13 protein-coding genes are annotated in these 12188 nt (G+C 68.4%); all 13 read right to left on the minus strand.

Annotation, left to right across the window (positions count from 1 at the left end):
- Positions 1-6: 6 nt before the first annotated feature.
- The 13 genes from HRC28_RS01025 to HRC28_RS01085 all read right to left on the minus strand — a co-directional run bounded on the left by HRC28_RS01025 (position 7) and on the right by HRC28_RS01085 (position 12172).
- Positions 7-846 (minus strand): enoyl-CoA hydratase-related protein, encoded by an 840-nt coding sequence (locus HRC28_RS01025; protein ID WP_182378243.1) that lies wholly within the window; start codon positions 844-846, stop codon positions 7-9.
- Between the two features lie 6 nt (positions 847-852).
- Positions 853-1665, minus strand: a complete 813-nt coding sequence (locus HRC28_RS01030; RefSeq protein ID WP_182378244.1) for an enoyl-CoA hydratase-related protein — start codon at positions 1663-1665, stop codon at positions 853-855.
- On the minus strand, positions 1662-2885 hold the full coding sequence (locus tag HRC28_RS01035; RefSeq protein ID WP_182378245.1) for a CaiB/BaiF CoA-transferase family protein: 1224 nt from the start codon (positions 2883-2885) through the stop codon (positions 1662-1664). The genes HRC28_RS01030 and HRC28_RS01035 overlap by 4 nt, the downstream gene beginning before the upstream one ends.
- 96 nt (positions 2886-2981) lie before the next feature.
- Positions 2982-3677 carry an ABC transporter ATP-binding protein gene (locus tag HRC28_RS01040; RefSeq protein WP_182378246.1) on the minus strand — a complete coding sequence of 232 codons (696 nt, stop codon included), beginning with the start codon at positions 3675-3677 and terminating at the stop codon, positions 2982-2984.
- On the minus strand, positions 3674-4375 hold the full coding sequence (locus HRC28_RS01045) for an ATP-binding cassette domain-containing protein (RefSeq protein WP_182378247.1): 702 nt from the start codon (positions 4373-4375) through the stop codon (positions 3674-3676). Before HRC28_RS01045 ends, HRC28_RS01040 begins: the two co-directional genes overlap by 4 nt.
- Positions 4376-4442: 67 nt before the next feature.
- The gene (locus HRC28_RS01050) at positions 4443-5486 is read right to left on the minus strand and encodes a branched-chain amino acid ABC transporter permease (RefSeq protein WP_182378248.1); all 1044 of its coding nucleotides are present in this window, start codon (positions 5484-5486) and stop codon (positions 4443-4445) included.
- Positions 5483-6337, minus strand: coding sequence for a branched-chain amino acid ABC transporter permease (locus HRC28_RS01055; RefSeq protein ID WP_182378249.1), 855 nt, complete (start codon positions 6335-6337; stop codon positions 5483-5485). The genes HRC28_RS01050 and HRC28_RS01055 overlap by 4 nt, the downstream gene beginning before the upstream one ends.
- 64 nt (positions 6338-6401) lie before the next feature.
- Positions 6402-7616 carry an ABC transporter substrate-binding protein gene (locus HRC28_RS01060; protein WP_182378250.1) on the minus strand — a complete coding sequence of 405 codons (1215 nt, stop codon included), beginning with the start codon at positions 7614-7616 and terminating at the stop codon, positions 6402-6404.
- Between the two features lie 136 nt (positions 7617-7752).
- Complete coding sequence (locus HRC28_RS01065; RefSeq protein ID WP_182378251.1) at positions 7753-8697, minus strand: EamA family transporter; 945 nt, start codon at positions 8695-8697, stop codon at positions 7753-7755.
- 9 nt (positions 8698-8706) lie between these two features.
- A complete protein-coding gene (locus tag HRC28_RS01070) occupies positions 8707-9483 on the minus strand; it encodes an enoyl-CoA hydratase-related protein (protein WP_182378252.1) in 777 nt (258 codons plus the stop codon).
- A 38-nt stretch (positions 9484-9521) separates the two neighbouring features.
- Positions 9522-10361, minus strand: coding sequence for a 1,4-dihydroxy-2-naphthoyl-CoA synthase (menB, locus tag HRC28_RS01075; protein ID WP_182378253.1), 840 nt, complete (start codon positions 10359-10361; stop codon positions 9522-9524).
- A gap of 21 nt (positions 10362-10382) precedes the next feature.
- A complete protein-coding gene (locus HRC28_RS01080; protein ID WP_182378254.1) occupies positions 10383-11399 on the minus strand; it encodes a lipase in 1017 nt (338 codons plus the stop codon).
- Between the two features lie 11 nt (positions 11400-11410).
- Positions 11411-12172 (minus strand): SDR family NAD(P)-dependent oxidoreductase, encoded by a 762-nt coding sequence (locus tag HRC28_RS01085; protein WP_182378255.1) that lies wholly within the window; start codon positions 12170-12172, stop codon positions 11411-11413.
- Between the last annotated feature and the right edge of the window lie 16 nt (positions 12173-12188).

The following is a 12188-nucleotide window of genomic DNA, read 5'->3' on the forward strand; positions in this document are numbered from 1 at the left end:
GAAGGCTCACTCGCCGGTGAAGCGAGGGGCCCGCTTCTCCTTGAACGCAGCCAGCGCCTCGGGCATGTCGGCCGTGCGCGTCATCAGCGCCTGGCCGCGGTTCTCCAGCTCGAGGGCGGCGGCATAGGAAGAGATCTCCATGTTGCGCTGAATGGCCCGCTTCGACATCCGCACACCCGCCGGAGAGTTCTCCGCGATCTGTTGCGCCATCGCGACCGCAGCGTCGAAGAGCTCGTCGGTCGGCACGACGCGGTTGACCAGTCCGATCCGCTCGGCCTCCTCGGCGCCGACGATCCGCGCGGTGAAGCCGATCTCGGCGGCCATGGCGGGACCCACCAGCCGGGTCAGGTGGTACGACGTCCCGAGCTCACCGCACGACAGGCCGACCTTCACGAAGGCGGCGCTGAACTTGGCTGCCGGGTCACAGAGCCGGATGTCGGCGGCCAGCGCCAGCGCCAGACCGCCACCCGTGGCGGGCCCGTGGATGGCGGCGATGACGGGGAACGGCAGGAAGTGCAGGCCCTGGATGCCACCGGTCGCGGCCTCCTGGAACTTCAGGAACTCGCGGACTCCCATCTCAGCGATCTGGCCGACCTCGTCGAGGTCGAAGCCGGCGCAGAACGCCCGGGTTCCCGTTCCCGTGATGATGAGCGCGCGCAGCGGAGCATCGCGCAGCACGAAGGCCGCCTCGCCGTGCTCGTGGAACATGCGGATGGTCTGGCTGTTCATCCGGTCGGGGCGGTTGATGCGCAGCACGCCGATGTCGCCGGGCAGCACCTCGAAGGTCAGTTCCTGGAGGTCAGGGAAGTCGATCTGCACAGCAGGCCTCTCGTCGGTCACGGTCATGGCTGGTCACTCCCCCTTGAAGACGGGCTTGCGCTTTTCCTTGAAGGCCGCGAGGGCCTCAGGCATGTCGGTGCTGCGGGTGAGCAGTGCCTGCCCGCGGTTCTCCAGCTCCAGAGCGGCTGCGTAGGAGCCGATCTCCATGTTGGCCTGGAGTGCCTTCTTCGACAGCTGGACGCCGCCGGGGCTGTTGGCGACCATCTGGCCAGCCAGTTCCAGCGCGTCCTCCATCAGCTTGCCGGGCTCACTGACGGAGTTGACCAGCCCGATCCGGGCGGCTTCCTCGGCGTAGACCATCCGGCCGGTGAAGCAGATGTCACTGGTCACCGCGGGGCCGACCAGGCGCGTCAACAACCAGGAGGTGCCGAGGTCGCCGGCCGTCAGGCCGATCTTGACGAAGGCAGCATTGAACTTGGCCTCGGGCGAGCCGAGGCGGATGTCGGCCTGGAGGGCGAGAGCGAGGCCGCCACCGGCCGCGGGGCCGTTCACCGCAGCGATGACCGGGACCCGGATCGAGCGGACCGAGACCAGGGAACGCGCAGCGCGCTCCTGCTGGTTGAGCATCTGGATGGCACCGAGGTCGGCGAGGCCATCGGCATCGGCGAGGTCGTAGCCGCCGCAGAACGCCATCCCGGCGCCGGTCAGGACCACAGCACGGAGGTCGTCCTCCTGATCGAGGTCGAGCGCGGCCCGCTCGAGCTCGACGAACATCTGGTTCGTCATCGCGTTGTAGCGGTCGGGACGGTTCAAGGTGAGGACCACGACGCCGGGCGTCGCCTCCTCGAGCGTGAGCGTCTCGTAGGTGCGATCAAGGCTCTTCATCGGGCAGCACTGCCTTCCTGGGTTGGTTCCCGAGGGGTGGGCGTCGTCTGCGCGATGGCTCCGGCCGCCTCCCACTCGTCGATCTTCTGAGTCGGGATGCCCCATCCATCCAGGGCGTCGCGGGTGTTCTCGCCGGGCGCAGGAGGTGCGCTGTCGACGTACGCCGGCGTCCGGCTGAACCGGGGCTGCGGCGAAGGCTGGGTGACGCCGGCGACGTCGACGAAGGTGCCGCGCGCGACGTTGTGGGGATCGGTCCAGGACTCCTCGACGTCGAGGACCGCCGAGATGCAGCCGCGACCTGCCGCGCGCTCGATCCATTCGTCGCGGGTCCGGGTCCGGACGACATCGGCGAAGGTCTTCTTCATTCCGGGCCACTGCGACCGGTCGTCCTGGTCGGGCAGCGCGGCGGGGTCGAGCTCGAGGATCTCCAGCAGGTCGGCGTAGAAGTGCGCCTCGAGTGCGCCGACCGCCAGCCATCGGGCATCGGCCGTCTCGTAGGCGTCGTAGAAAGGAGCGCCGGAGTCGACGATGTTGGTGCCGCGCTCGGTGTCCCACGTGCCCGCACTGACGAAGCCGTGGAAGGCAGCGGCGAGCAGCGCCGATCCGTCGACCATCGCGGCATCGATGACCTGCCCGAGACCCGAGCGCTGGGCCTCCCAAACGGCGGCCACGATGCCGAGGGCGAGGACCGCTCCCCCGCCACCGAAGTCGCCGGCGAGGCTCAGCGGCGGAGTGGGCGCCTGGCCGTTGCGGCCGAGGAGCGCGAGCACTCCGCTCTGGGCGATGTAGTTGATGTCGTGGCCAACGGCCTGGGCCATCGGCCCGTCCTGCCCGTAGCCCGTCATTCGTCCGTAGACCAGGCGCGGGTTGATGGCCGCGCACGCCTCGGGACCGATGCCGAGTCGTTCGGTGACGCCGGGCCGGAAGCCCTCGATGAGTACGTCAGCGCCGGCGACCAGGTCCAGGACCACCTCCCGGCCGCGCGGATTCTTGAGGTCGACGGCCACCGACTGTCGGCCGCGGTGCATCACCTCGGTGCGGAAGTCGGCGTTGGGTCCGACGAGCGCGGCGCCGCTGGTGCGGTCAATTCGGATCACGTCGGCGCCGAGATCGGCGAGCAGCATCGCGCAGTACGGACCGGGGCCGATGCTCCCGATCTCGATCACCTTCAGCCCCGCCAGGGGACCAGTGAACGATCGTTCCGCGACGGTCGCAGACATCCCATCACCTCCAGGGTCCAGCGTAGGTCATGGCCTAATGGTCAGGCCATACTTTGGGGAGCCCGGATGGAGACAATTCCATCGGGTCCTCCGCACTCAGAGCGCGATCAGTTCCTGCACAGCGCGGTCACTGAGCTGGGACACCGGGCCTTCGCCCGCGAGCCGACCCTTGCGCAGCGCGATGTAGCGGTCGGCCACCTTCTGGATCATCCCGATGTGCTGCTCCACCAGGAGGAGAGCGGTGCCGCGGGACCGGATCTCCTTCAACGCCTCGACGATGGCGTCGATGATCACCGGAGCCAATCCTTCGGTCGGCTCGTCGAGCATCAGCAACGACGGACCGGCCATCAGCGCGCGGGCGATGGCGAGCATCTGCTGCTCACCGCCGGACAGCGACGTGCCCGGTCGCTTCTTGCCGCGCGCCAGGTTCGGGAACAGCTCGTAGAGGTCGGGGAGCGTCCACGTGGTGGGGCGGCCCGATGCCTGGCCCAGCAGGATGTTCTCCTCCACGGTGAGGTTCCCAAAGATCCGCTTCCCCTGCGGCACAAGGGAAACCCCACGGGCGGTAGGGACGTGGGCCTTGCGACCGACCGCCTCACCGTCGACGAGGATCTCCCCCGTGACCGTCGGAACGCCGTACACCGACATCAGGGTGGTGGTCTTGCCGGCGCCGTTGCGACCGACCAGGCCCACGGTCTCTCCCGGGGCAATGGCGAAGGAGAGGTCCTGCAGGATGATCGACCCGGCGTAGCCGGCGGTCACGCCGCGGAACTCAAGGATCGGCGTCGTCATGCTGCGCTCCCGAGGTAGGCACGGATCACGTTCTTGTCGGCACGGACCGCCTCGGGCGTGCCGGTCGCGAGCACCTTGCCGAGGTCCAGCACGGTGATGACGTCACAGGTGCGAAAGACCCCCTCGACGTCGTGCTCGACCAGCAAGGCGGCGACGTTGCGGTCCTTGCAGACGTCCCGTACGTGCTGGAGCATCCGCACGGACTCGTCCTGGACGAGGCCGGCACACGGCTCGTCGAGAAGGACGACCTTGGGCCGGCCGATCAGGGCAATCGCGAGGTCCACCGAACGTTGCGTCCCGTAGGCGATCTCCGAGCACACCTGATGGCGGATCTCGTCGAGACCCAACGTGGCAACGATCTCGTCCAGGTCCTGCTCGTCGTTGCGGCGAGCGACCATCTCGAGCTGGTCGCCGACGGTCATCGACGCGAAGACACTCGTGCGCTGGAAGGAGCGCGACAGTCCCTTGCCACGCCGCCATCGGACCGAGCGGCGGGTGATGTCGGCGCCCTCAAAGGTCACCGTCCCGGCGGAGGGCCGCTTGCGCCCCGAGAGCGCGTCGATGAAGGTCGACTTGCCCGCGCCGTTGGGGCCGATCACACCGTGCACCACCCCGGGCTCCAGGGCGATGTCGACGTTGTCCAGCGCCACGTGTGCGCCGTACCTCACGGTCAGGCCGCGGCCTTCGAAGATCGTCATCGGGGTCCCCGCGGAGTTGTGTGATGGAGGGGCGAAGCGGGGGAAGCGCAGAACTTCGTGGGGTGATTCATCGACGTCCCTTCCTGAGTCGGTGGTAGAGCTTCTGCAGCGTGCCGGTGATCCCGCCGGGCATGAAGACCAGCACCAGGATCAGGGCGATGCCGGTGAACAGGTGGAGGTTGCCGCCGAAGTTGAAGTTGGCCTGCGCGTAGACGAACAGGAACGTCCCGACGACGGGGCCAGCCAGCATGCCGAAGCCACCGATGAGTGCTGCGATCAAGGAATCCCCTGCCTTGGTGAAGCCGAGGATGTCGGGCGAGATGTAGCCGGCGTTGATGGCGAACAGCGCGCCCCCGACGGAAGCGACAGCGCCCGACAGCACGAAGGCCGCGAGCCGGGGCATGAAGGTCCCGAAGCCGGAGAAACGCATGCGCTCCTCGTTCTCCCGGATGCCCTCGAGGGTCGTGCCGAAGCGCGAACGCCCCACCAACCAGAGGACGGTGGCGCAGACAGTCAGAGCAATCCAGGCCATCGGCCAGAACAGGCCCGGGTTCATGACGTCCGCCTGGCCCAGCCCGAGGAAGGTCATGTCCCGGTCGTAGCTCAGGAGCTTTCCGTCGTGCGCGCCCGTCAACGGGCGAGCGGAGGTCTGGACGCTGAGCGAGTAGAGCGCTTGTGACAAGGCGAGCGTGAGCATCAGGAATCCGAAACCAGAGGCGCGAACCACCAGCAGGCCCATGACGAGGGCGATCCCGGTTCCGACGAGGACACCGAACCCGACGGCTGCCGTGGGCGACCACCCCCAGTTGGTGGTGGCGATTCCGACGCCGTAGGCCGCCGCACCGAAGAAGGCGCCGTGCCCGAGGCTGATGATGCCGAGGTGCCGGGCCAGGAATCCGATGCCGATCGCCAACAGGCTCAGGATCGCTCCGTCGAGCAGGAGGCTCATCCGATAGGTGTCGGTCACCACGTAGGGCACCGCCAGGCCGGCGAGCAGGACGGCCACCGCAACGGCGAGCCCGATCAAGGTGCCCTTGAGACGCCCGCGACCGACAGCTGGGGCGGCCATCATCGTCGCGGTGACGTCATCGGTGGGTGCGGTCGTCGTCATGACACCCTCTTTCCGGCGAGCCCGGTGGGCCGCCACAGCAGGACGATCGTCAGGGCGAGGAACGGCACGATCACGGCAAGACTTGGCGACCAGACGGTGGTGATGCTCTGGATGATGCCCAGGCCCATTCCCGCGATCATCGCGCCGGCGATGCTCCCGATCCCGCCCACCACGACCACGATCAGAACAGTGATGAGGAAGGCGTTGCCCATCCCCGGGTCGAGTGCGATGTACGGCGCCGCGAGCGCACCGGCGAGCCCGGCCAGCCCGGCGCCGACCGCGACCACGACAAGGCTCACCCGGTCGACGTTGATGCCCATGATCGCGGCAGTCTCGATGTCCTGGCTCGCCGCCCGGATGTGCAGGCCGATCGCCGTGCTGCGCAGCCACACGATCAGTGCAACGGCCAGGATCACTGCGATCACGATGATCGCCAGGCGATAGCTGGGGTACTCGACCCCGACGAAGGTGGTCGTCCCCTCCAGGAACTCCGGGGGGTTGACCCGCAGGGTGCGCTCGCCCCAGATGAGGACCACGACCCGTTCGGCCATCAGGGCCAGGCCGAAGGTGATCAGGCCGAGCTCGATGTGGGAGCGGTGCTGCAGCGGACGGAAGAACACCAGCTCCAGGACCACGCCCACCACGGCCAACGCGAGCGGGACGACGAGGAGAGCCACCCAGAAGCCGGCCACGTCAGCGACCGAGTAGGCAATGTAGGCGCCGGCCATATACAGCGCTCCATGCGCGAAGTTGGCCACGCCGCGGAGCCCGTAGATCATGGCCAGCCCCGAGCTCAGCACCATCAGCAGCGACCCGAGGGCCACGCCGTTGAGCAGTTGTGCTGCGTTCACGTTCGTCCCTTCATGAAGGCCGGACGCTGGTGCACGGGATTCCGCACACCAGCGTCCGCGCGCATCAGAACTTGCAGGCGGAGCTCGGCTCCGGGGTGGTCACGTCGGCGGAGGTGTTGGTGAGGATGTCGAAGGCCAGGCCGCCGTCACCCTTCACGACCTCACCGAGGTAGGAGTCCCGCAGGACCTGGTGGTCGTCGCCGCGGACGGTGACGTTGCCGACGACGGTGTCGACCTCGAGGTCGTCGATCGCCTCGGCGACCTCGGCGGGGTCCGAACTGCCCGCCTTCTCGATCGCCGCGAAGAGGATCTGCGCCGCTGTGTAGTTGTCGGCCGGCACGTAGTACGGCGCCGAGCCATGGTCCTTGGTGTAGGCCTCGACGAACTCGCTGTTGAGCTCGTTGTCACCGGCGGCGTCGTACCCGACGTTGTTGTAGTAGCCGACGATCCCGTCACCCAGGGTCTTGAAGAGGGGCTCGGACACCATGTTGAGGCCGAGGACGGTCTTGAGCTGGGCGTCGAGGTTGAACTGCTCGGCCTGCTGGACGAACGCAACGCCGTCGGCGCCGAACTCGACGGCGAACACCGCGTCGGCACCGCTGCCCTTCAACTTGGTGATGTAGGAGCCGAAGTCCGTCGTGTTGAGCGGGGCAAACTGCTCGAGCACGACCTCCTTGCCTGCCGCCTTGGCCGCAGCCTTGAAGGTCTTCGCGGCACTGTGACCGGTCGCGTAGTCAACGGCCTGGATGGCCCACTTCTCACCCGGCAGCTCGGTCAGCGAGGCGGCCAGTGCGTTGACGTCCATGCTGGTCGTCTGCACGACGTGCACGGCGTACGGCGAGCACTGCTCGCCGATCAGTGCGTCGTCCTTGCCCATGGCGTTGAACGACATCGCGCCCAGTCCCTCGAGCTGGGCGTTCAGCGCGCCGTGCTCGGGGGAGGTCATCACGGCACCGATGAACTGGGCACCGTCCTGAGTCACCGCCTCCTTCGCGACGCGCACCGTCGTGGCGGGGTCGGCGTCGGTCGACTTCACGATGAGCTCGATCTCGCGGCCATCGATCCCGCCCGCTTCGTTGAGCAGGCGGACTGCGGTCTTCCAGCCCTTGACGGCGTCGGTGCCGAACTGTGCCAAGGCTCCGCTCGTGGGCGGGATGAGCGCGACCTTGATCGGGCCGTCTTCGCTGTTCCCCCCGGAGCTGTCACTGGCCGAGCCACAGGCCGCCATGGTCGTTGCCAACGTGACGGCAGTTGCAGCCGCCAGCAGTCGTCGCTTCATGCGATAGATCCCCTCGGGTCAACGGAACACCGACACTCGGTGTGTCTCACGTCACCAAGTATGGTCTGACAATTAAATAGGTTCGACCCTATAAGGAGGGGTTCTTCTATCCCCTAAGAGGTAGGTCGAGGTCCGTTCAGCCCGGAGCGACCGTCTCGGGGACCCGCGCGTTGGCCGCGGCGCGCCGCTCGGAGCTGATGATGAGGACCACCGCGCCGACCACGGCGCCGCCACCGACGAGAACTCCCGGGCCCACCTGCTCGGACAGGACCACCCAGCCGAGGAGCACGGCGACGACCGGGTTCACGTAGGCGTGGGTGGCCGTCAGGGAGAGCGACACGTTCGACAGCAACCACGCGAACGCGAGATAGGCAGCAACGGAACAGGCCAGCACGAGCCAGGCCATTGCCATCCAGCCGCGGGCGGAGTAGTTGGTGCTGAAGTGCTCGCGGGTCACCAGAGCCAGGGTCGTCGACGTACCAGCGGCCACGAGCTGTTGGTACGCCGCCACCGTGACGACGTCGCGGGGCAGCCGGAGTCGACCCTGGAGGAAGGACCCGACCGTCCAGCTGATGCTGGCACCGAGGCAGAACGCGGCGCCGAGCAGCGGCAGTGCCTCACCCGTGTGCTGTCCCAGGCCAACAAGGGCGGCGAGCCCGGCGAAGCCGATCGCCACCCCGCAGAGGGTCAGCACGGGTGGGCGGTCGCCGGTGAGCAGCCTGATCAGCACGGCCCACGCCGGGACGGTCGCCACGATGAGGGCGGCGACACCGGAGGGCAGGCCCTCCACCTGGGCCAGCGCCTGGAACCCGTTGCCCAGCCCGAGCAACAGGACGCCCGTGGCCAGCAGTCCGCCCAGTTCGGCCCTGGTCACCCGGAGCACCCGCCAGCCGCGGAGGGCGACCGCGATGCCGGCCAGCAGGAGACCTGCGACGACATAGCGCTGGGCCATCGCCTGGAAGGGATCCACCTCGTCGACGACCAACCGGATCGCGAGGTAGACGCTCCCCCACAACAGCCAGACGGCCGCCATGCAGACCACGAGAGTCCTGCGGTCGACCGCCTTCAGCGTGTCAGGCACCGGAAGGGATCATGCGAAGTTCGGAGCGCGCTTCGCGATGAAGGCCGCGATGCCCTCGGCGGCCTCGCCGTCTTCGAAGAGGCCCTGCTCCTGCAGGCGCTCGTAGGCGATGCCCTCGGCGAGCGGCATCTCGAAGGCGGCATCCACCGTGCGTACGACGGCCAGCTGGGCCGGGAGCGAGGAGGTCACCAGGTCGCCGGCCAGTTCCAGCGCCGCCGCCACGACGTCGCCGTCGGTGAGCCGGTCGACCAGTCCGATCCGGAGGGCTTCCTCGGCACCGACCTGGCGGGCGGTGAGCATGATGTCGAGCGAGCGACCCCGGCCGACCAGCTGCGTCAGCCGCTGCGTGCCGCCTGCGCCGGGTATCAGGCCGAGCTTGACCTCGGGGAGGCCGAGCTTCGCGCGCGGTCCGGCGACCCGCAACGTGGCGGCCATGGCGAGCTCGAGGCCACCACCGAGGGCCAGGCCGTCGATTGCTGCGATCGAGAGCCAGGGCGACGCGGCGAGCCGGTCGTTCACGGCGCGCATCTTGTCGCCGTACGCCAGGAAGGAGTCGGCGTCGATGGTCGCCATGTGCTTGATGTCCGCGCCCGCAGCGAAGAAGCCGTCCCGGGCGGACGTGAGCACCATGACCTTCACGTCGCCGGACTTCTCGGCGGCGTCGATCGCAGCATGCATGCCGTCCAGGATCGGAATGCCCAGCGCATTGGCGGGCGGCCGGTCCATGGTGACGACCGTGACGCCAGGCGAATCGGTGGTCCAGGTGACGACGGGATTCTCGGACATCGGTTTCCTGCTTTCGTTCGGGTGGGTACGGCGAGCGGTCAGGGCCGTCGCGGGAAGCGGGTGAAGTCGGGGGTGCGGCGGGCCTTGTAGGCCTCGCGGCCCTCCTGGGCCTCGTCAGTGCCATAGAAGAGGAGGTTCGCGTCGTGGGCGAGCTGCTGGATGCCGGCGTAACCGTCCTCGTGCGCGTGGAAGCTGAGCTTGGACATCCGCAGCGCCCGCGGCGAGAGGACGAGCATCTCCCGGCACCAGCGCACCGTTTCGGCCTCCAGTTCAGCCAGCGGTACGACGGTGTTGACCAGCCCCATCTCCAGGGCTTCCCGGGCGTCGTACTGTCGACAGAGGAACCAGATCTCCTTGGCCTTCTTGGGGCCGACCAGGTCGGACAGGATGCTCGACCCGTAGCCGCCGTCGAAGGAGCCGACCTTCGGACCGACCTGGCCGAAGACGGCGTTGTCGGCCGCGATCGTGAGGTCGCAGACGAGGTGGAGGACGTGGCCACCGCCGATGGCCCAGCCGGCGACCATGGCCACGATCGGCTTGGGACAACGACGCATCGCGACGTGCAGGTCGGTGACGTGGAAGCGCCCGGTCGCGTGGTCGTCGAGCTTGTAGCCGCTGTCACCGCGCACCCGCTGGTCACCACCCGAGCAGAACGCCTTGTCGCCGGCACCGGTGAGGATGATCGCGCCGACGGACTCGTCCTCGCGCGCGACCATCAGCGCCCGGTCGACCTCGACCAGGGTCTGCGGCCGGAAGGCGTTGTGGACCTCGGGCCGGTTGATCGTGATCTTCGCGATCCCGTCGGGGCTGGTCTCGTAGACGATGTCGTCGTACTGGCCGCTCGCGGTCCAGTCGACGGTCTCGACGGGGTGGCTCATGGTCTCCTCGGAACGGGATGGTCAGGCGCCGTAGCGGCGCGCGTAGGGAGGCAGTGCAGGCTCGCGATCGGTCCAGGTCAGCGGATTCAACAGGCCGGTCGTGAAGCTGACCGTGATCGGAGCGAAGGAGAGGCTGGCGACCAGGTCTGCCTTCGGCAGCACCGCCCGTGAGCACACCCGCTTCCCGACCCGGGCGGCGCGAGCGGTGCCACGGTGGCTGGTCGCGTCGATCATCAGGGCGTAGGCGACCGGGTCACTGGACAGCAGCGCGTGTTCGGCCACATGGCCGGGACACACGTCCTGCACCAGGATCGTGCTGATTCCTCGACCGCTGCTCGCCGACGGTTGCGGGGTGATCAGTTCATCGAGCCGGGTCGCGATCGACGTGACGGCCAGTCCCTTCGGCAGCGGTGCACGTTCCAGGGCGCGCATCGTGTGGCCACCGCGGGACATCTGCCAGGCGACAGGGGCGCAGCGACGCAGCGCACAGAGCCCATTGGCGACGGTCGTGCCACGCAACGGCCCGGCAATGGGTACGACGTCCGAGGCATGGCGCGCGACATCGGGCCAGAATTTCGCGACCCACAGCACCATCGCGCCGCCCTGGCTGTGCCCGACGAGCGCGACCTTGCGACCGCTGCGTCGATGGGCGACCCGCGCGGCATGCACGGCGTACTCCGCCGCGACGGTGAAGTCGCCCAGTGCCCGCTTCGGCAGCCGGACGTCGCACCAGCCGTAGCCGTCGGCAGTCAACTGGCGCTCGAAGGCCCAACCCCAGACCTCTTCCGGTGCGCTGGCCGTGCCGTGGACAAGAAGCACCGTCGGTCTGGGGTTGGAGCGGTTGGCCAGACGACTGCAGCGCACGGCAGCGTCCAGGCGGGCACGGGGGGTGCGGAGCACGGGGCTGGTGTCGCCGCCGCCGAGCGCGTGAGCGGAAGCGGCCCCCACCTGACTTCCTGCGCCAGAAGGCGACGGCGGCAACACCAGGACCAGGAGAGCGACGGTCAGCAGCGCTCCGATCCATCCCCGTACGGACATGTCGCTGTCCGTCAGGCCATCGTGAGGCCGCCGCTGACGGACAGCGTCTGGCCGGTCACGAAGCTGGCGCCGTCCGAGGCGAAGAAGGAGACGGCCGGGCCGATGTCGTCCGGGGTGCCGAGGCGCTTCATCGGGACGGCGTTCGTCATTCCGGAGATGACCTTCTCGGCGTCGCCGCCACCCGCACCGTCGGCGAACTTGCGCAGCGCCGGGGTGTCGGTCGGACCGGGGCACACTGTGTTGGCGGTGACACCCTTGCGGGCGACCTCGCGGGCGAGGGTCTTGGTGAAGGCGATGATGCCGCCCTTGGCGCCGGAGTAGACGGCTTCCATGGAGGAACCCACGCGGCCGGCGTCGGAGCCGATGTTGATGACGCGACCGAAGCCGCGCTCCGTCATACCCGGGACAACGGCGTGGATGACGCGCAGCGCGCCCTTGTAGTTGATGTCGATGACCTTGTCCCAGAACTCCTCGGTCGTCTTCACGAACGGCATGAAGTCGTCCCAACCGGCGTTGTTGACCACGACCTCGATCGGACCGAGCTCCTGCTCCACGGTCGCGACGGCTGCCTTGACCGACTCCGTCGAGGTGACGTCGATCTGGACGGCGATGGCTTCGCCACCGGCGGCGCTGATCTCCTTGGCGGTCTCCTCGGCGACGGCGAGGTTCAGGTCTGCCACGACGACCCGGAACCCGTCCCGGCCGAGCGTGGTGGCGATGCCCTTGCCGATGCCCTGGGCACCACCGGTGACCAGTGCGACGCGGTTGCTCATGGTGTTCTCCTTCGAG

Source organism: Nocardioides sp. WS12, from assembly GCF_014108865.1.
Taxonomy (GTDB): Bacteria; Actinomycetota; Actinomycetes; order Propionibacteriales; family Nocardioidaceae; genus Nocardioides.

What these genes read in the sequence shown, in the direction of transcription:
- menB (WP_182378253.1), bottom strand. Translation starts at nt 10,361, where the DNA reads ATGAGCCACCCCGTCGAGACCGTCGACTGGACCGCGAGCGGCCAGTAC.
- HRC28_RS01045 (WP_182378247.1), bottom strand. Translation starts at nt 4,375, where the DNA reads ATGACGATCTTCGAAGGCCGCGGCCTGACCGTGAGGTACGGCGCACAC.
- HRC28_RS01060 (WP_182378250.1), bottom strand. Translation starts at nt 7,616, where the DNA reads ATGAAGCGACGACTGCTGGCGGCTGCAACTGCCGTCACGTTGGCAACG.
- HRC28_RS01040 (WP_182378246.1), bottom strand. Translation starts at nt 3,677, where the DNA reads ATGACGACGCCGATCCTTGAGTTCCGCGGCGTGACCGCCGGCTACGCC.
- HRC28_RS01050 (WP_182378248.1), bottom strand. Translation starts at nt 5,486, where the DNA reads ATGACGACGACCGCACCCACCGATGACGTCACCGCGACGATGATGGCC.
- HRC28_RS01025 (WP_182378243.1), bottom strand. Translation starts at nt 846, where the DNA reads ATGACCGTGACCGACGAGAGGCCTGCTGTGCAGATCGACTTCCCTGAC.
- HRC28_RS01080 (WP_182378254.1), bottom strand. Translation starts at nt 11,399, where the DNA reads ATGTCCGTACGGGGATGGATCGGAGCGCTGCTGACCGTCGCTCTCCTG.
- HRC28_RS01030 (WP_182378244.1), bottom strand. Translation starts at nt 1,665, where the DNA reads ATGAAGAGCCTTGATCGCACCTACGAGACGCTCACGCTCGAGGAGGCG.
- HRC28_RS01085 (WP_182378255.1), bottom strand. Translation starts at nt 12,172, where the DNA reads ATGAGCAACCGCGTCGCACTGGTCACCGGTGGTGCCCAGGGCATCGGC.
- HRC28_RS01070 (WP_182378252.1), bottom strand. Translation starts at nt 9,483, where the DNA reads ATGTCCGAGAATCCCGTCGTCACCTGGACCACCGATTCGCCTGGCGTC.
- HRC28_RS01035 (WP_182378245.1), bottom strand. Translation starts at nt 2,885, where the DNA reads ATGTCTGCGACCGTCGCGGAACGATCGTTCACTGGTCCCCTGGCGGGG.